This is a genomic window from Rossellomorea arthrocnemi, assembly GCF_904424705.1.
GTDB lineage: Bacteria > Bacillota > Bacilli > Bacillales > Bacillaceae_B > Rossellomorea > Rossellomorea arthrocnemi.
Window position 1 is genome coordinate 1 of the sequence record NZ_CAJGBF010000022.1, and the last position, 18,599, is coordinate 18,599.

The 18,599-nt window shown below is 40.6% G+C and carries 20 protein-coding genes and 1 rRNA gene; 20 read left to right on the top strand and 1 reads right to left on the bottom strand.

Annotated elements, in window-relative coordinates; translation table 11 throughout:
- From rrf to rsmI, 11 genes are all read left to right on the top strand, one after another.
- Positions 1-88, top strand: a 5S ribosomal RNA gene (rrf, locus tag BAA9072_RS20095); the annotation flags it as partial.
- A gap of 825 nt (positions 89-913) precedes the next feature.
- Positions 914-1,114, top strand: coding sequence for a sigma factor G inhibitor Gin (locus BAA9072_RS20100; protein ID WP_230980955.1), 201 nt, complete (start codon positions 914-916; stop codon positions 1,112-1,114).
- A gap of 188 nt (positions 1,115-1,302) precedes the next feature.
- Entirely contained in the window at positions 1,303-2,718 is a 1,416-nt protein-coding gene (locus BAA9072_RS20105) for an aminotransferase class I/II-fold pyridoxal phosphate-dependent enzyme (RefSeq protein ID WP_201716439.1), read from the top strand.
- A gap of 15 nt (positions 2,719-2,733) precedes the next feature.
- Positions 2,734-3,366, top strand: coding sequence for a dTMP kinase (gene tmk, locus BAA9072_RS20110; protein ID WP_201716440.1), 633 nt, complete (start codon positions 2,734-2,736; stop codon positions 3,364-3,366).
- Positions 3,367-3,512: 146 nt separating this feature from the next.
- Positions 3,513-3,842 carry a cyclic-di-AMP receptor gene (locus tag BAA9072_RS20115; protein WP_201716441.1) on the top strand — a complete coding sequence of 110 codons (330 nt, stop codon included), beginning with the start codon at positions 3,513-3,515 and terminating at the stop codon, positions 3,840-3,842.
- A gap of 15 nt (positions 3,843-3,857) precedes the next feature.
- Complete coding sequence (locus BAA9072_RS20120; protein WP_201716442.1) at positions 3,858-4,298, top strand: YaaR family protein; 441 nt, start codon at positions 3,858-3,860, stop codon at positions 4,296-4,298.
- 17 nt (positions 4,299-4,315) lie between these two features.
- The gene (holB, locus tag BAA9072_RS20125; RefSeq protein ID WP_201716443.1) at positions 4,316-5,299 is read left to right on the top strand and encodes a DNA polymerase III subunit delta'; all 984 of its coding nucleotides are present in this window, start codon (positions 4,316-4,318) and stop codon (positions 5,297-5,299) included.
- 7 nt (positions 5,300-5,306) lie between these two features.
- Positions 5,307-6,134, top strand: a complete 828-nt coding sequence (locus BAA9072_RS20130) for a PSP1 domain-containing protein (protein WP_201716444.1) — start codon at positions 5,307-5,309, stop codon at positions 6,132-6,134.
- A gap of 14 nt (positions 6,135-6,148) precedes the next feature.
- Positions 6,149-6,523, top strand: coding sequence for a DNA replication initiation control protein YabA (gene yabA / locus BAA9072_RS20135; RefSeq protein ID WP_149158171.1), 375 nt, complete (start codon positions 6,149-6,151; stop codon positions 6,521-6,523).
- A 235-nt stretch (positions 6,524-6,758) separates the two neighbouring features.
- Positions 6,759-7,523 (top strand): tRNA1(Val) (adenine(37)-N6)-methyltransferase, encoded by a 765-nt coding sequence (locus tag BAA9072_RS20140; RefSeq protein ID WP_201716445.1) that lies wholly within the window; start codon positions 6,759-6,761, stop codon positions 7,521-7,523.
- Positions 7,524-7,538: 15 nt separating this feature from the next.
- On the top strand, positions 7,539-8,411 hold the full coding sequence (rsmI, locus tag BAA9072_RS20145) for a 16S rRNA (cytidine(1402)-2'-O)-methyltransferase (protein WP_201716446.1): 873 nt from the start codon (positions 7,539-7,541) through the stop codon (positions 8,409-8,411).
- A gap of 60 nt (positions 8,412-8,471) precedes the next feature.
- Here rsmI and BAA9072_RS20150 read toward each other — a convergent pair whose 3' ends face one another.
- Positions 8,472-8,753 (bottom strand): AbrB/MazE/SpoVT family DNA-binding domain-containing protein, encoded by a 282-nt coding sequence (locus tag BAA9072_RS20150; RefSeq protein ID WP_098353711.1) that lies wholly within the window; start codon positions 8,751-8,753, stop codon positions 8,472-8,474.
- 497 nt (positions 8,754-9,250) lie between these two features.
- Between BAA9072_RS20150 and metG the strand changes: the two genes are divergently transcribed.
- The 9 genes from metG to ispE all read left to right on the top strand — a co-directional run bounded on the left by metG (position 9,251) and on the right by ispE (position 18,593).
- Positions 9,251-11,212, top strand: a complete 1,962-nt coding sequence (gene metG / locus BAA9072_RS20155; RefSeq protein WP_201716447.1) for a methionine--tRNA ligase — start codon at positions 9,251-9,253, stop codon at positions 11,210-11,212.
- A gap of 327 nt (positions 11,213-11,539) precedes the next feature.
- On the top strand, positions 11,540-12,307 hold the full coding sequence (locus tag BAA9072_RS20160) for a TatD family hydrolase (RefSeq protein ID WP_201716448.1): 768 nt from the start codon (positions 11,540-11,542) through the stop codon (positions 12,305-12,307).
- Positions 12,308-12,557: 250 nt separating this feature from the next.
- Positions 12,558-13,784: a G5 and 3D domain-containing protein gene (locus tag BAA9072_RS20165; RefSeq protein ID WP_201716449.1), complete on the top strand. Its 1,227-nt coding sequence runs from the start codon at positions 12,558-12,560 to the stop codon at positions 13,782-13,784.
- Positions 13,785-13,902: 118 nt separating this feature from the next.
- Complete coding sequence (gene rnmV, locus BAA9072_RS20170) at positions 13,903-14,463, top strand: ribonuclease M5 (RefSeq protein WP_201716450.1); 561 nt, start codon at positions 13,903-13,905, stop codon at positions 14,461-14,463.
- Positions 14,456-15,334, top strand: a complete 879-nt coding sequence (gene rsmA, locus BAA9072_RS20175) for a 16S rRNA (adenine(1518)-N(6)/adenine(1519)-N(6))-dimethyltransferase RsmA (protein WP_201716451.1) — start codon at positions 14,456-14,458, stop codon at positions 15,332-15,334. Before rnmV ends, rsmA begins: the two co-directional genes overlap by 8 nt.
- 308 nt (positions 15,335-15,642) lie before the next feature.
- Entirely contained in the window at positions 15,643-16,536 is an 894-nt protein-coding gene (gene yabG / locus BAA9072_RS20180) for a sporulation peptidase YabG (RefSeq protein WP_408015251.1), read from the top strand.
- A 400-nt stretch (positions 16,537-16,936) separates the two neighbouring features.
- Positions 16,937-17,206 (top strand): biofilm formation stimulator Veg, encoded by a 270-nt coding sequence (gene veg, locus BAA9072_RS20185; RefSeq protein WP_032085220.1) that lies wholly within the window; start codon positions 16,937-16,939, stop codon positions 17,204-17,206.
- Between the two features lie 117 nt (positions 17,207-17,323).
- Positions 17,324-17,506 carry a small, acid-soluble spore protein, alpha/beta type gene (locus BAA9072_RS20190; RefSeq protein ID WP_201716453.1) on the top strand — a complete coding sequence of 61 codons (183 nt, stop codon included), beginning with the start codon at positions 17,324-17,326 and terminating at the stop codon, positions 17,504-17,506.
- Positions 17,507-17,738: 232 nt separating this feature from the next.
- Positions 17,739-18,593, top strand: a complete 855-nt coding sequence (gene ispE / locus BAA9072_RS20195) for a 4-(cytidine 5'-diphospho)-2-C-methyl-D-erythritol kinase (RefSeq protein WP_201716454.1) — start codon at positions 17,739-17,741, stop codon at positions 18,591-18,593.
- Positions 18,594-18,599: the final 6 nt, after the last annotated feature.

The following is an 18,599-nucleotide window of genomic DNA, read 5'->3' on the forward strand; positions in this document are numbered from 1 at the left end:
CGTTCCCATGCCGAACACGGAAGTTAAGCTCTTCAGCGCCGATGGTAGTTGGGGGATCTCCCCCTGTGAGAGTAGGACGTCGCCAGGCACAATGTGAAGAAAGAGTAGCTCTTAGGAGTTACTCTTTCTTTGGTTTTGAAAGCCATATGAATGTGGTATCTCCTTAACCTCCCAGTGAAGGATGCCAAACGAAGCGGCGTAAAGAAAAATCGACATTGTGGCACGATTCTTTGAAATGGCGCATGATTAATCACATAGTCGCACGAAAAATTGAATTCTCGCATGATGATCCTACATCCGGCATGATTGCTTTCGTATCCTGCATGATTCTTCCTCAAAGCTAATTGAAATTTAATACCGGCCAACTAAAACGCCTCAAAACACTCATCCCCATCCATATTCTGAGCTGAAATAGTCAATTATAAGCCAATATCAATGAGAAAAGAGATCAAAAAGCGAAAAGCACGCTATTTTAGGAAGGGAACCTCTTACTGTCGACGGGAAAGGTTATGGCTTCGGGACAAAGAAAAAATAATCGATATACTGGCATGATAATCTAAAATAAAGCATGAACAATCATAATGATCCAATATATAATAATGAAATTATTGATAAATGACACATAAAACGAACTACACCATCTCTTTTGCCTTAAAATAGCCCACTTCCCCAGTCACATTTAAAATCCTTTCACTAAAAATCTCTTCATCTCTCAGACTAATACATTTGTAACGATAACCATTATATATGCCAACTTCTTTTCACAATCTTTTTTATAGAGACATACACAGACATGGGGACTGCAACATAAGATAAGAGTACACTTGATTATTCTGTCAGTTTAAATGTTTGAAATTATGTATACAATTGGTGGTTTTGAGGCAGAATAGATTGTATGGAGGTGGAGAGCCCTATGTTAAATCCGGAACGGAAGACGGCTTTGGAAGAGTGTATTGTGTGTCACGTTGAGAAGAAGGTTGGAATCCATCTATACACATCGTTTATCTGCACCGAATGTGAGAAAGAAATGGTTCATACAGAAACGAATGATCCTTTGTATAAAACGTTTATACAAAGACTGAAAAAAGTGAATACTCCTCAAATCTACTCATAACCAGAAGATATACATGGTTATGATTTTTTTTTGCAATCAGGCATGTCACCATTAGTTGCTGTGTACCGCAGCATAGGGTATGACTCTATTATTTTTTGTACAACTTGTAAGATTCAAATGATCTGAACCATGTTCACCCGGGATATGATACGATATGAAGGGATATTGATATTGAGGAGATAGATTGAATGAATCGAGATCACACGAGAACCCCGCTTATTGAGGCAATAGAGAGACATCGGTCCAAGGACCCTATTTCATTTCATGTACCCGGGCATAAGAATGGCTTGTTGATGGAAGATCCTCGATTTTACCAGGGAGATCTCACAGAGTTGAGTGGATTGGATGATTTACATGATCCACGTGAGGCCATACGGGAAGCAGAGGAATTGTTGGCAGATGTGTATGGTTCTTTAAAGAGTTATTTTTTGGTGAATGGAACTACAGTAGGGAATATTGCGGCGATCCTTGCTTCCTGTGATCCCGGGGATACAGTGTTTGTTCAACGGAATTGTCATAAGTCGGTGCTGAATGGAATCAAGCTTGCCAAGGCTGTACCGGTATTCGTAGAAACCGAGTGGAGTGAAAGAGGAATTGCTCTTGGTATTCGGCTGGATGCTATGAAGGAAGCTTTGAAGGTTTTTCCCCGGGTGAAAGCATGTGTCCTCACGTATCCAACTTATTATGGGTTTACCTACAATCTTGAAGAAATCACTGAAGAATTACATAAGCACGATGTAACATGCATCATCGATGAGGCTCATGGTCCTCACTTTACATTAGGTTCACCTTTTCCGAAGTCTGCCATGGAATGTGGAGCAGATATTGTGGTGCAATCAGCTCATAAAATGCTCCCGGCCATGACGATGGGATCGTATTTCCATATTGGAAGCAAACGGGTTAGTGAGCGTAAGGTAAAAGAGTATTTAACTATGCTGCAATCAAGTAGTCCATCGTATCCGATTATGGCCTCTCTTGATTATGCGAGATCTTATATAGGGACGTTCTCAAAAGAGGACTTGGATCAAACGTTACAAGACATTCGTGAATTTGTATATGGAATTTCAAGGATTCATCCTCAACTTAGTGTGAAAGGGACTCATGACCCCTTAAAACTTATCATGGAAATGGAAGGTCGCACAGGATATGCCCTTCAGAGGCTGTTAGAGTCAGAAGGCATTTATCCGGAGCTCGCTGATCCTGCTCAAGTACTGCTGATCCTTCCTTTAGAAAAGAGAGGTCATTCGTTTCCATATAAAGAAGCGATTAGCAGGTTAAACAGGGCGCTTGAGAATGAGCCTGTAGTAGAAGCAAACCCTATAAAGGGCATAAGCCGCTCGAGAAGGAACTCCCCTTATACTTCCTTGGCATTAACTTTGGAGGAAATGGACATGAAAGAGGAAGTATTGGTTCCTCTGGATGCGTCGGAAGGGGAAATTTCCGCTGGAATGGTGACACCTTATCCACCGGGCATTCCGTTGTTGGTGCCAGGGGAAAGGATTACTGCTGATGTGATCTGGCGGTTGAAAGAATATATAGTAAATAAGGCAAACATACAAGGTCATCACCATTTAGCTGACCAATGTGTGTATGTGTATCGATAAAGCGGAGGGAAATAGATGACTAGAGGATTGTTCATTACCGTTGAAGGTCCTGAGGGAGCCGGAAAATCAACGATATTAGCAGAGTTATATAATCAACTATTGCAGGACGGCTTTGAAGTTATTCAGACGAGAGAGCCAGGGGGCATTTCTATTGCCGAGCAAATTAGAGGAGTCATATTAAATACAGAGAACACGGAAATGGATAAACGAACTGAGGCTCTGTTATATGCCGCTGCGAGACGGCAGCATCTGGTGGAGAAAGTGATGCCTGCCCTGGATGAAGGAAAGATTGTGATTTGTGATCGCTTTATCGACAGTTCCCTTGCTTATCAGGGGAATGCCCGTGGAATCGGGATGGAAGAAGTCATGAATATCAATCAATTTGCGATTGAGGAAAAGATGCCGGATCTAACGTTGTATTTTGATATCGATCCTGAAGAAGGATTAAAGAGGATAGCGAAACATAATGGCAGAGAGGTTAATCGGTTAGATCTGGAATCAGTGGAATTCCATACGCTGGTCCGGGAAGGGTATCTGAAATTGATCAAACAATACCCTGATCGTATTCAGGTGATAGATGCCAGTCAGAGCAAAGAAGCAGTGTTGACTGATGCGTATGAAGTGGTGACAAGTTACTTAAACAAGTAAGATTGGTTAATTGAAAAAAAGACGGACCTCCAAGCATACATCATTGCTTGGAAGTCCGTCTCTTTTTTAGAGGAAACATGTATGTGGAGTCGGTTCAATGATATAATAGAAGGAAGTAAATGGCTTTATAACGGAGGAATTCATTCATGAAGGTAATTATGGCAGTTGTACAAGATAAAGATAGCAATCGTTTGTCTAATGCCCTGATGGAACATAATTTTCGTTCGACAAAATTAGCGAGTACCGGCGGGTTTTTGAAGTCCGGAAATACCACATTCATTATTGGTACAGAGGATATCCGTGTGGAGAAAGCATTACAGGTTATTAAAGAAAACTGTCAGACACGTGATCAGATGGTGGCGCCTGTTTCCCCTATGGGTGGAAATGCAGATTCCTATGTGCCTTATCCAGTGGAAGTAGCTGTGGGCGGGGCGACGGTCTTCGTTCTCCCAGTAGAACAATTCCATCAGTTTTAAAGTGAGGTTGGACGTATGAAAATTAACCAGGACCATCGCGTGTCCATAGACAGTGTAGGAAAGGACCAGAGAACTGGCGGTGCGGGCCAAGTCAAGTTCGGACAGCTGGTTCAGAAACACGACCAGAAAATGCAAATGGACCAGCTCAATAAGCTTCTTGGGACAATAGAAGATGCCGGCAGCCGTTTAGCCCAATCCAGAACCTTCAAAGATCTTGCCAAGTATAAAACACTGGTCAAGAAGTTTGTTAGGGAAGCTGTCGATTTCGGGATGGACTTGAAGCAATCTCATACATGGAATCAATATGGGGAAGGGCGAAAACTCAATATCGTCAAAACAGTTGATCAGCATCTTGTAGGTTTAACAGAGGATGTATTGGATAAAGAAAAGAAGTCCATTGATATATTAGGGAAAATCGGAGAAATAAAAGGCCTGCTTATTAATCTTTATATGTAAGAGAGTGATGTTATTCCATGTTGTTTGAAGAGATACAACCATTTCAGCCAGTCGTCCTTCAGATGCTTCAGAATAGCATGTTGAAGGATCGGGTCGCTCATGCTTATTTATTTGAGGGTGAAAAAGGAACACGAAAGAAAGAAATGAGCATCCTGTTTGCTAAAGCATTGCTATGCTTAAACCGGATAAACGGAATGCCGTGTGAAGACTGCTCCAACTGCAAAAGGATCAATCACGGGAACCACCCGGATTTGCATGTAGTTGAGCCTGATGGACTATCCATAAAGAAGGACCAAATTAAAAGTCTTCAAGAAGAATTCTCGAAAACGGGTGTAGAATCAAAGAAGAAGATTTACATCATTGTTCACGGAGATAAAATGACGGCGAATGCGGCTAATAGCCTGCTTAAGTTTCTTGAAGAGCCGTTGGCGGATACAACAGCGATACTCATCACAGAAAATATTCATCGAATTTTGCCTACCATTCTTTCACGGTGCCAGACGATTTCGTTTAAGCCGTTACCGAAAGAACAGCTGACGAAACAATTATTGGAAGAAGGCATCCCGCCCCATTTTGCAACCCTTGCAGCCAACTTGACGAACCATTATGAGGAAGCTGTAGAAATATGTCAAAATGAGTGGTTTGCACAAGCAAGAATAATAGTGTTAAAATTATATGAAGTCCTCCAGAAAAGTCCCTTCCAAGCAATGGTCAAAATACAGGAGGATTTTGTACAGCACTTCAAAGAAAAAGATCAAGTCGATCGAGCATTGGATCTTTTACTTCTAATATATAAAGACTTACTTCATATCCAGCTAGGAAAAGAAGAACAGCTCGTGTACCCGGACCAAAAGGAAAACTGGAAATCAAACGCACTTCAAGTGTCTACGAATCGTCTTTCTACTAATATGACGGCGATACTTGAAGCAAAACGTAAGTTAAACGCCAATATGAATTCGCAGCTGCTAGTAGAACAGCTTATGCTAAAACTGCAGGGGTGATGGTCCTTTGTACGATGTTGTAGGAGTACGCTTTAAAAAAGCGGGTAAAATCTATTATTTTGATCCGGGTGAATTGGATATTCAGAAAGATTGCTATGTAATCGTTGAAACGGTTCGCGGGGTCGAATTTGGAAAAGTAGTCGTAGAGAGAAAGCAAGTTGGAGAAAATGATGTAGTGCTTCCTTTGAAGAAAGTGATTCGTATCGCTGATCAAAAAGATCGATTGATCGTAGATGAGAATAAGTCGTCTGCAACGGAAGCCTACAACGTATGTTGTGATAAAATTAATCAGCATCAATTGGATATGAAATTAGTAGATGTAGAATATACATTTGATCGAAATAAAGTCATATTCTATTTTACGGCTGATGGACGAGTTGATTTCCGAGAGCTAGTGAAAGATTTAGCTTCCATTTTCCGTACGCGCATAGAACTTCGTCAGATTGGCGTTCGAGACGAAGCGAAAATGCTGGGTGGTATTGGTCCTTGTGGCCGCATGCTATGTTGTTCAACCTTTTTGGGAGATTTTGAACCCGTATCCATTAAGATGGCGAAGGATCAAAATCTATCTCTTAATCCAACGAAGATTTCAGGTTTATGTGGACGATTAATGTGCTGTTTAAAATATGAGAATGATGAGTACGAAGCAGCAAAAGAAGAATTACCTGATATCGGAGAAGTGATTAAGACACCTCATGGAAAAGGTAAAGTCGTAGGTCTTAATATTCTGGAGCGTATTCTTCAGGTGGAAATTAAAGAAGAAGAACGGGTTCTGGAATTTACATTAGATGAAATTAAGAACGAGGGTGCCGTATCATTCCAAGCCACAGAGTAACGGGGTGTAGTGTCGTGGATAAGAAAGAGTTCTTTGATTCAGTCAGTAACATGGAACAACAAATTGGTCATTTATATCATCAATTAGGTGAGCTCAAACAATGCCTGGCTGAAATGTTAGAGGAGAATAACTCTCTGAAGCTGGAAAATGAGCATTTGCGCCGTAGACTGGAACAAACAGAGAACTCACCAAAAAAGGTAAAAACAAACAGCGATGCGGGTACGACGGGTGAGTCAGACTTAGAAGATAAAACGCTGGATATCGGAGAAGGCTATGACAACCTTGCTCGATTATACCAGGAAGGATTTCATATTTGTAATATACATTTCGGAAGTCCCCGGAAGGATGAAGACTGCTTATTCTGTCTATCTTTCTTAAATAAGAAATAAAGGCCACTTCATTCTTTCGAACAAAATACAGATTAAAAAGGACTGATCCATTTGTAATGGGATTGGTCCTTTTTAATCGAAAAGCAGATGGGCTTTGCCCATGGCGACGGCATAGGACGCTTCTGTCAGAAAGACGTATGTTTCCTTATTACAGATTTAGCTAAGAACCTCGAGCCCCTTAGCCCAGGAGATCAAAAGAGTAACCATATATAATAGAGGGAAAATGGAGGAAAGTATGGTCGAGTTAAAAGATGATGAACGTCTAGATTATTTACTAGCTGAAAATATGAGGATCATTCAAAGTCCTTCTGTTTTCTCATTTTCAACAGATGCGGTTCTTTTGGCCCATTTCAGTTACTTGCCGGTTCACAAAGGAAAAGTGGTGGATCTATGTTCAGGGAACGGTATCATTCCCTTGTTACTTAGTGCAAGAACCAATGTCCATATTACAGGTGTGGAAATTCAGGAGCGACTGTTTGATATGGCACAAAGGAGTATTGAATATAATAATCGTCAACATCAGATTTCCATGAAAATGGGGGATGTTAAAGAGATTGAACAACTCCTTCATCATTCCCACTACGATGTGGTCACGTGTAATCCCCCATATTTCAATACGCCGCCAGGAGATAAACGAAATGTGAACGAGCATTATGCCATAGCACGCCACGAGGTTTTATGCACCCTTGAGGATACGATCAAAGCCTCCAGCTTTTTATTGAAGCAGGGAGGGAAGGCTTCCTTCGTTCATCGCCCGGGTCGATTGATGGACATCCTGTCGTTGATGAGAAAGCATCGTCTCGAGCCAAAACGATTACGCTTTGTCTATCCGAAGCCGGGAAGAGAAGCCAACACGATCTTGATTGAAGGAATAAAAGATGGGAAACCAGACCTGAAAATCCTTCCACCATTATACGTGTACGATAATCAAAATGAGTACTCACAGGAAGTACATGATATGCTATTTGGACATAATGAAACAAACAATAACATGATATAGGAGGTGAGCCTTACCATGAACCAGCAAAAAAGTTTTCAAGATAGTGACAAAGGAAGCTTGTATCTTGTTCCAACGCCGATTGGGAATTTAGAGGATATGACGTTTCGTGCCATCCGCATGATGAGGGAGGCATCAGTGATTGCAGCAGAAGATACAAGAAATACGAAAAAACTGTGCAATTACTTTGAAATTGACACGCCTATTGTCAGTTATCATGAGCATAACAAAGAAACGAGCGGAGAGAAGCTGATTGAACGAATGAAAAGAGGAGAGGTTGTGGCCCTTGTGAGTGATGCAGGGATGCCTTCGATCTCTGATCCTGGCTACGAACTGGTGAAAGAAGCAATCGGTCATGAAATTGCTGTTATTCCATTGCCAGGGGCTAACGCTGCTCTTACAGCTTTAATTGCTTCAGGTTTAAGTCCTCAGCCATTTTACTTCTACGGGTTTCTACATAGAGGGAAAAAAGACAAAAGAGCTGAACTTGAAACCCTCAAATCATTGGAAGATACATTTATCCTTTATGAATCTCCACACAGATTAAAAGAAACCTTAAAAGAATTACATGCGACTTTAGGAAATAGACAAATCGTCATCTGCCGTGAACTTACGAAGAAATTCGAGGAATTCATCCGCGGTTCAATTGAGGAAGTGATCGAATGGGCAAATGATGGAGAGGTACGAGGTGAATTCTGCATATTGATTGAAGGGACAGGTCCACAGGAAAAGGAAGAGGAAGACTCGTGGTGGAGCAGTTATTCACTTCAAGAGCATGTTCAATATTATGTGAACGAAAAGAACATCTCTTCCAAAGAAGCCATCAAACAAGTCTCTAAAGACAGGTCAATCCCCAAAAGGGACGTGTATCAGGCTTATCATGTGGAATAAGGATCATAACAAAAAGGCCTGAGTCGAATCGACTCAGGCCTGTCATATCGCAACAACAAATTATTTTGTTTGTAATGATTCTTGAATTTCTTTCAGTAATTGATCTGCACCTTCACGGCTTAGAACTAATTTACCGTTAGCAAGCTTGATGTTGTCATCAGAAACTTCTCCAGTTATTTGGCAAGTCATGCTTGGCTTGTATTTCTTTAAGATGATTCTTTCGTCATCCACATAAATTTCCAGAGCATCTTTCTCCGCGATACCTAATGTACGGCGCAATTCGATTGGAATAACGACACGGCCCAATTCATCAACTTTTCTTACAATACCTGTAGACTTCATTTGAAAATCTCCTCCAAATAAATATTATTTATCTCTATCTCTTTTCGTCAATATTCGACAAATTTCTTTTACTGATACTATCATACCAACGATTGGGAATTACGTCAATAATAAAATCTGTAAATTATTAATAAAAAATGGATGTTTAAGTATTGTTATATTAAGCTTTACGCTTTGTTGTAAAAAAATGTATTACCAATTAAATATTATTGTAATGAAAGTAATAGAAAAAAAGATTGTCGAATCTTCTTTATTACCTACAACAATCGACATAATTCGACAATATTCCATACTCGTTTCGACAAATACGAAAAACAGCATTGTTTAGTTGCAGAAACCCTCTATTTTAGGTATATTTTGATGAGATAAGAGGTTAAGATGATAGGTAAGACTATTCTGCGTAGAGATTGGATGTTTATAACAAACATACCACTATAAACCATACGAAAGCTTATTTGGCTTTATGGGGGTAGATGAAAAAAGAGGAGGAAAAGAAAGTGGAAGAAAAGTTGAACACCTTCTATATTACAACGCCGATTTATTATCCTAGTGGAAATTTACATATTGGACATGCATACACCACGGTTGCCGGTGATGCTATGGCCCGTTATAAGAGAATGCGCGGATTTGATGTCATGTATCTTACTGGAACGGACGAACACGGGCAGAAGATCCAAAGAAAAGCTCAGGAAGAAGGAATCACTCCTCAAGCATATGTAGACGGAATTGTAAGCGGCATTAAAGATTTGTGGGGTAAATTAGATATTTCTTATGATGACTTCATCCGGACGACTGAAAAGCGTCATAAGGATATTGTAGAAAAAATTTTCAATCAGCTTGTAGAGCAAGGCGATATATATCTGGATCAATATGAAGGCTGGTATTGCACGCCATGTGAATCCTTTTTCACGGAAAGACAATTAGAAAACGGGAATTGTCCTGATTGCGGCCGCCCGGTTGAAAAGGTAAAGGAAGAATCCTATTTCTTCAAGATGAGCAAATACGTCGATCGACTTCTTGCTTATTATGAAGAAAACCCTGAGTTCATTCAACCCGAATCCCGTAAGAATGAGATGGTGAATAACTTCATTAAGCCTGGTTTGGAAGACTTGGCTGTTTCGCGTACGACCTTTGATTGGGGAGTGAAGGTGCCAGGAGATCCAAAGCATGTGATTTACGTTTGGATTGATGCTCTTTCCAACTATATTACGGCGTTGGGCTATGGCAGTGAAAATGACACCAATTACTTAAAGTATTGGCCTGCAGATGTTCATTTGGTAGGGAAAGAAATTGTCCGGTTCCATACGATCTACTGGCCGATCATGCTGATGGCATTAGATCTTCCGCTTCCTAAGAAGGTTTTTGCTCATGGGTGGCTTCTGATGAAGGACGGAAAAATGTCTAAATCTAAAGGAAATGTCGTGGATCCTGTTACTCTCATAGATCGTTATGGTCTTGATTCACTTCGTTACTATCTGTTAAGAGAAGTGCCATTTGGATCTGACGGGGTCTTTACTCCGGAAGGATTTGTAGAAAGAATCAATTTCGATCTCGCCAATGATTTGGGGAATCTGTTAAATCGTACAGTGGCCATGATCAATAAATACTTTGATGGAATCATTCCAACCTATGTTAATTCCAAAGGAGAATTTGATCAAGCTCTACTTGAAATGAATAATGAAACCGTAAGGAAGTATGAAGATGCCATGGAAAACATGGAGTTTTCAGTAGCTTTATCAAGCCTTTGGCAGTTTATCAGCCGTACGAATAAATACATTGATGAAACACAGCCATGGGCACTTGCAAAAGATGAAAGCAAGAAAGAAGAGCTTGGCAGTGTCATGAGCCACTTGGCCGAGTCATTACGGATAGTGGCAGTTCTATTGCAGCCGTTCTTGACAAGAACACCGAAGAAAATTTTTGAGCAACTGAATCTTCATGATGAGAAGATGCATACGTGGGAAAGCCTTGAAAGCTTTGGAGCCATACCGGCAGGCACGGAAGTAGTCAAGAAAGGGGAACCCATCTTCCCTCGTCTTGAACTTCAAGAAGAAGTAAACTTCATTAAAGAGAAAATGCAGGGATCAGCTCCTGTTGAAGAAGAAAAGAAAGAAGTACCTGTCCCTGAAGAAACCGAGGAAATCGGGATAGATGATTTCATGAAAGTTGAACTTCGGGTAGCCGAGGTGATCGGAGCGGAGCCGGTTAAAAAGACGGACAAACTTTTAAAGCTTCAATTGGACCTTGGCTTTGAGAAACGTCAAGTAGTATCGGGGATTGCCAAGTTCTATCAGCCGGACGAGCTCGTTGGAAAAAAAGTAATCTGTGTGACGAACCTGAAGCCAGTAAAACTCCGTGGGGAGCTTTCCCAAGGAATGATCCTTGCCGGAGAAGAAAATGGAACATTGTCTCTCGCTTCCATCGATCAATCTTTACCAAATGGAACAAAAGTTAAATAAGTCATTCTTTATGAATCTATCTATAAAGGGATGTTCCACGTGGAACATCCCTTTATTATATAAAAATAATAAGTGATCGAAGTTGAGTAATGTTTTTGGGTGATTTTCAGGGTTTTTTAATATATTTAAATAATAATGAAATAGTGAGAAACAGATGATTTTGGTTCTGTATCTAAAATAGATAAAATGAAGAGTGGTTGGTAATTGAAACACTGTAAATAAAATATATCCAAAGAAACCATAATATGTAATACGAATGTTACATGAATGTGATGCTTGTCATGCTTTTTTATATTAAACTTATCTTTATTACAAGGAGTGTCTTACATGCTATTTGATACACATGTTCATTTGAATGCTGAGCAATTTGACGAAGATCTGGAGGAGGTACTGTCAAGAGCAAGAGAAGCTGGAGTTGAAAAGATGGTGGTTGTCGGCTTTGACCGGCCAACGATTAATCGGGCAATGGAACTCATTGAGCAATATGAATACTTATATGCCGCAATTGGGTGGCACCCAGTGGATGCAATTGATATGAAGGAAGAAGATCTTGCGTGGATAGAAGAGCTTTCAAAACACCCGAAAGTCGTTGCGATAGGGGAAATGGGGCTTGACTATCATTGGGATAAATCCCCAAAGGATGTTCAAAAAGAAGTGTTCCGAAAGCAAATTCGACTAGCTAGAAAAGTAAAACTCCCGATCGTCATACACAACCGTGATGCCACACAAGATATTGTGGATATTCTTAAGGAAGAAGGGGCGGATGAAGTCGGAGGAATCATGCACTGTTTCAGTGGGAGTCCTGAAATCGCTCAAGAATGTGTAGAAATGAACTTCTATATTTCCCTTGGAGGTCCCGTAACCTTTAAGAATGCCAAGAAGCCAAAAGAAGTGGCAATAGAAATTCCTTTGGAAAAGCTTCTGATCGAGACCGATTGTCCTTATTTGGCCCCTCACCCGTATAGAGGGAAGAGAAATGAACCGGCTTACGTCAAGCTTGTGGCAGAACAAATCGCTGAACTGAAAGAAATGCCATTGGAAGAAGTAGAGAAGATCACTACAGAAAATGCAAAAAAATTATTCAACATAATCTGACATCAAATTTTGTCGAGTATTGAGAGAGCTTGTCCAAATAGTAAATTAAAACAAAAAGTTCTACATAGGAATCATGTTTCATAGGATAAACGTGTCGATAACTCTCTCTTTTCTTTTTCTTTCATTTTCTGCATAATATGTTTTGTGTTCCCTGGGTTGCGATATTTTGCTAGATTAAGTTAGAAGAAGTAAGGGTTGACAGTCACTGGATAACTCTATATAATCACTCCGAGAAAAGGAGGCGTTTTTCATGAACTTTAAAACCATGAAAAGCCTGTTTTCCAAGTCTTTGAGTCGAAGGAAATGGATTGTTACAATCGGAATATTAGTAACATCTGCAGCTGTATTTGGAATTCTTTTTTATGAAGGATCGAAGAACACTGTAGCATTGACCTTAGACGGCGAGCAAAAAGAGATTAGGACGCATGCAAACACGATTCAAGATATATTAAAAGAATTAGAGATTTCACCCCGCTCAGAAGACTATTTGTACCCCTCGGGGAATACGAAGGTTTCAAATAACATGAATATTGTTTGGGAACCGGCAAAACAGGTAGGGATAGTAGTAGGAGGCCAGAAGAAAAAAATCTGGACGACTGCTGGCACAGTAAAAGAGTTACTCTCTGAAAATGAAATCCAAGTAGGAGAACACGATAAGGTCCAACCCGGCTTATCAGAAAAAGTAACAGGGAACATGAATGTAATGATTGATACCGCATTTTCACTTAAACTTGTAAACGGTGGAAAAGAGCAAAAGGTATGGTCTACTTCGACTACGGTCGCTGACTTTTTAAAGCAACAAGGAATTACACTAAAAGATTCAGACCGTGTTGAACCAAGTTTAGACAAAGTTGTTAAAGCAAATGATGTCGTAAATGTCGTTCGAGTTGAAAAAGTCACCGATGTAGTGGAAGAGACAAAGAATTTCACCGTTATTTCCAAGAAGGACTCTGACCTTTCAAAAGGAAAAGAGAAAGTTGTTCAAGAAGGTAAAAATGGAAAAGTTGAAAAGCAATATGAAATCGTAAAAGAGAACGGCAAAGAAGTTTCCAGAAAATTAGTGAGTGAAAAAGTCGTGGAAGAAAGTCAGGATAAAATCGTGAATGTCGGAACCAAGGTTTTAGTAGCTCAGGTTTCACGGGGGCGTTCATCATCCAGTTCACAAGCTTCAGCCTCACCAAGTGGCGGACATGAATTCTATGTCAGTTCTACTGCTTACACAGCTTCATGCAATGGGTGCTCCGGCCATACGGCTACAGGCATCAATCTAAAATCGAATCCTCATGTAAAAGTGATCGCAGTCGATCCTTCCGTTATTCCTTTAGGTTCAAAGGTTTATGTGGAAGGCTATGGATATGCTGTTGCAGCAGATACAGGCGGAGCAATCAAAGGGAATAAAATCGATGTATTCTTTTCGTCTAAATCAGACGCTTATCGTTGGGGAAGAAAAACCATCAAAGTAAAAATATTGAACTAAGAGCAGGGTGTTTTCCTGCTTTTTTTTATTTCTTGGTTAAAACCGTTATAATAGCTTTAGGTCTTCATACATTAGACGAATTGAAAAGCAGAAATGTTTCAACTTTTTTGGAGGAATTATGAAAATAAAAGAAATCATAGTAGTAGAAGGGAAGGATGATACAGTAGCCATTCAGCGTGCTGTCAATGCAGATACAGTTGAAACGAATGGTTCTGCCGTGTCTCCTGTGACTATAGAAAAAATTAAACACGCCCAGGAAAAAAGGGGCGTTATCATATTTACAGATCCCGATTATCCGGGAGAACGAATTCGAAAGATTGTGGCAGAAGCGGTACCGGGCTGCAAGCATGCCTTTGTACATAAGAAGGATGCCCTGCCGAAGTCAGGCAGGGGGATAGGCGTTGAACATGCGACACCAGACGTCATACGGGAATCCTTAAGGGAAGCCCATCTGTTAGACGTCGATCAGGAAGAAGTCATCTCGAAAGAAGATTTAATTGATGCCGGTTTAATCGGGAGCCCTCTGTCCAAGGACAGGAGAATAGCACTTGGTGAGAAGCTTAGAATCGGATACACTAATGGAAAACAGCTCCACAAACGATTACGAATGTTTAATATTCAAAAAGATGAATTTAGAAAAGCGTTAATGGAAATCATTCAGGAGGAAGAACATGCATAAAGATATTGCAACCCCGATACGAACAAAGGAAATCCTTGCTAAGTACGGATTTTCGTTTAAAAAGAGTCTTGGTCAAAACTTTTTAATAGATCCTAATATCCTTAGGAATATAACCGAATATGCAGGTCTATCCGAAAAAACGGCAGCCATTGAAATCGGACCTGGGATCGGAGCTCTTACGGAACATCTCGCCCGCACTTCAGGAAAGGTTGTAGCCTTTGAAATCGATCAGCGACTGATACCAATCCTCGGTGATACCTTATCTCCTTATGACAACGTAAAAATCATCAATGAAGATATTCTGGAGGCAGATGTCGAAGCAATCATCAACAGAGAATTTGAAGAGTTCGACGATATAATGGTCGTAGCCAATCTGCCGTATTACGTTACCACTCCGATCATTCTAAAACTATTGATGGAGCGTCTCCCCATCAGGGGGATATGCGTCATGCTTCAAAAAGAAGTAGGAGACCGTATTTCAGCACAACCGGGAACAAAAGCATATGGTTCCCTTTCTATTGCCATTCAGTATTACACGAAGGCTGAGATGGTCATGACTGTCCCGAAAACGGTCTTTATGCCCCAGCCGAATGTAGACTCTGCTGTCATCCGTTTAACGAAGCGTGAGAAGCCTCCTGTTGAGGTTATCAGTGAAGACTTCTTTTTTACCGTTACACGCTCGTCGTTCGCCCAAAGAAGGAAGACGATTTTAAATAATTTAACAAGTCAGCTTCCTCAAGGAAAAGAAAAGAAAGACTTGATCCTGGATGCTTTATCTGCAGCAGGGGTGGAACCTACCCGCAGGGGAGAAACATTGACGATACAAGAATTCGGTCGATTAAGTGATGAGCTATACCCGAACTTCAAATAAAACTTGGATAAATGGCTAAACGTGAAACAGCGTTTAGCCATTTTTTATGTTGCTGTATTCGTAAAGAAATCAACCAGCACTCAATTTTTAAAAAGCAACAAAGTTTGAGAAACCAGCCTATTATGTTTGCGTGGACTGAATAGTTGAATCCCATTTTATTGACACCGAATATTCCGGGAGTGCATAGGTTATCACAGGGAATATTTACTTAATTGATGATAAAAAAAGGCAGGAGAAGGGTGTAGCAGATGCTGATCCTCCTCGGCTTGTTGATTTCCTTTTTTGATTTATCAACGAATGTTTAGCCCATGGGAGTGACTGATGTGAATATCGAAATCAATGATGTCGTAGGTCGCCTTTCATATCGATGTGATATTTTATTCAGGGTAATAGATATCCGCATGATAGATGGTCATAAAACGGCAGTACTGTATGGAGAAGATTTTCGATTAATAGCGGATGCTCCTTTTCATGATTTGAAGAAGATGGACCCGAGAGAACAGGACCTGATTACGGAGGAGTTTCGTTCGAAAGAAGAACAATCTCTGGACCTGTTCCGCCAGGATATAGAACTTCTCAAGTATAAGCAGGAATACAGCGTAACGAATGCTTATCGAGACGATTATAACTATTTCCAAGTGCCAGGGAAAGTGCTTCATCTTGATGGAGATCCCAGCTATTTAAGAAAATGTCTAGATCTTTATGAGAAAATTGGTGTCCCGGTAAAAGGCGTTCACTGCGGTGAAACAGAGATGCCTCAACAAATCGGACCACTTATCGATAAATATAGACCGAATATTATCGTATTAACAGGTCACGATGCCTACTCCAAGTCGAAAGGGGCAAAGGCTGATATTAACGCCTATCGACATTCCAAGTATTTTGTTCAGGCAGTAAGAGAGGCCCGCAGTAAATCCCCCCACTTGGATCAGCTTGTGATCTTTGCAGGAGCTTGTCAATCACACTTTGAATCCCTGATCCATGCGGGTGCAAACTTTGCGAGTTCCCCTTCGAGAGTCAATATTCATGCCCTGGACCCAGTGTATATCGTAGCTAAGATTTGTTTTACGGGGTTTAAGGACTCTGTGAATGTGTGGGATGTCATCCGAAATACATTGACAGGGGACAAAGGATTGGGTGGTATCGAGACGAAAGGTGTTCTTCGTACAGGAATGCCGTACAAAATTTCGGAAGAAGAATAGGGATGGTTCGACAAAAACTTCGAAGACCTTGCAATTTATGCATGAATTGTAAGGTCTATTTCATTTAGAGGTATCATATACTGGCTAGGTGGTTGTTTTTAGCCTTGTAGGCAGTTCCGGCGGCTATGCCCCTCGAGGTCATAAGGCAAGCATGCCGAAAAGGCAAAGAACGCCTTTCCACCATGCTCGTCTTATGCTTGTCGCCTCTGGTCAAAGCCCCTCCGCTTTTAGTGTTTACATAATTTTGCATTGTATGGGGAATGTTAGGTGTGTAGAAAAAACGTACTTTTTGTTGAATAAAATATATTGACAGGTGTTCATGATTCTTGTTAAAATAATAAATTTATTTGACTGAAATTACATAATGTGTTATATTTAATTACAGTGAGGTGGAAGCGAAATGCCAAAAACATTAGCCGACATTAAAAGATCCCTTGATTCCAATCTGGGGAAACGTTTAATGCTTAAAGCAAACGGTGGACGTCGAAAAACAATTGAGCGTTCAGGTGTTCTAGCCGAAACGTATCCTTCTGTATTCGTGGTTCAACTGGATCAAGAAGAGAATGCGTTCGAACGAGTTTCTTACAGCTATGCAGATGTTCTCACTGAGACAGTTCAATTAACATTTTATGATGAAGCAACAGGAAATATCATCTTTAGCCAGCAGTAGACAATTGTTTGCTGCTTTTTTATTTGGCTAAAAATACATGTTTTACATAATATCTCTGTCATTTTTTGACCTCCAGTACGCATACTAAACATGTGGTGCAATTAAAGGAGGTAGACAATGGGTAGAAGAAGAGGAATCATGTCTGATCAATTAAAAGAAGAAATCGCTCAGGAATTAGGATTCTACGAAGTTGTTCAGAAGGATGGGTGGGGCGGGATTACATCCCGGGACGCTGGAAATATGGTAAAGCGTGCGGTCGAACGCGCAAGCCGGCAGCTTTCTGATAACCATCCATACTAACTCTTTTTCACATAGGGATTACATCTTTTATCAGTGCCATATACGAAAGTGCCGCCTGAAAAGTGTCATGCTTTTCCGGCGGCCTTTGTTTAATAAGGGACAAGACTATCTTTCCTATCAGTACTTTACGTGATAAAATAACATACTTGTATGAGTATGTTTAGAAGTTAACACTCTCTATAATAAGTGTATGATACAATATAACAAAGAGTATTGGTAAGAAGGTGATGATATGAGGTTATTAGTGAAGGCGCCGGCAAAAATTAACCTATCACTTGATGTTTTACATAAACGTTCAGATGGTTACCATGAAGTTGAGATGGTTATGACGACAATTGATTTAGCGGATAGAATCGAGCTCACGAATCTTTCGGACGACACGATAAAAATTCTTTCGCACAATCGATTTGTCCCGGACGATGGAAGAAACCTTGCCTATCAGGCTGCGCAGTTACTTAAGGAAAGATTGAATATCAAGAAGGGTGTAGCCATTTCCATTGATAAAGTGATTCCTGTAGCTGCAGGTTTAGCAGGGGGAAGCAGTGATGCAGCAGCGACCTTAAAAGGGTTGAATCGCTTATGGGATTTAGGGCTTAGTATGGATGAGCTGGCAGAGCTTGGCGCAGAAATCGGCTCGGATGTATCCTTCTGTGTTTACGGAGGGACAGCATTAGCCTCGGGTAGAGGTGAGAAGATCAAACATCTTTCTGCTCCACCGAACTGTTGGGTGATCCTGGCAAAACCGACAATTGGGGTTTCAACAGCGGATGTTTATAAAAACTTGGACCTGAAGAATATTAAACATCCAGATACAAAAGCAATGGTATCTGCATTAGATCATGGAAATTATCACGATATTTGCTCCAATCTGGGGAATGTACTCGAATCGGTGACATTGGATATGCATCCTGAAGTGTCCCAGATTAAAGATCAAATGGAGCGGTTTGGAGCTGATGCCGTTCTTATGAGCGGGAGCGGGCCAACGGTATATGGATTGGTGCAATATGAGTCGAGACTTCATCGAATCTATAATGGTTTAAGAGGATTTTGTGATCAAGTATTCGCTGTGCGAATGCTTGGAGATTAAGAGCTC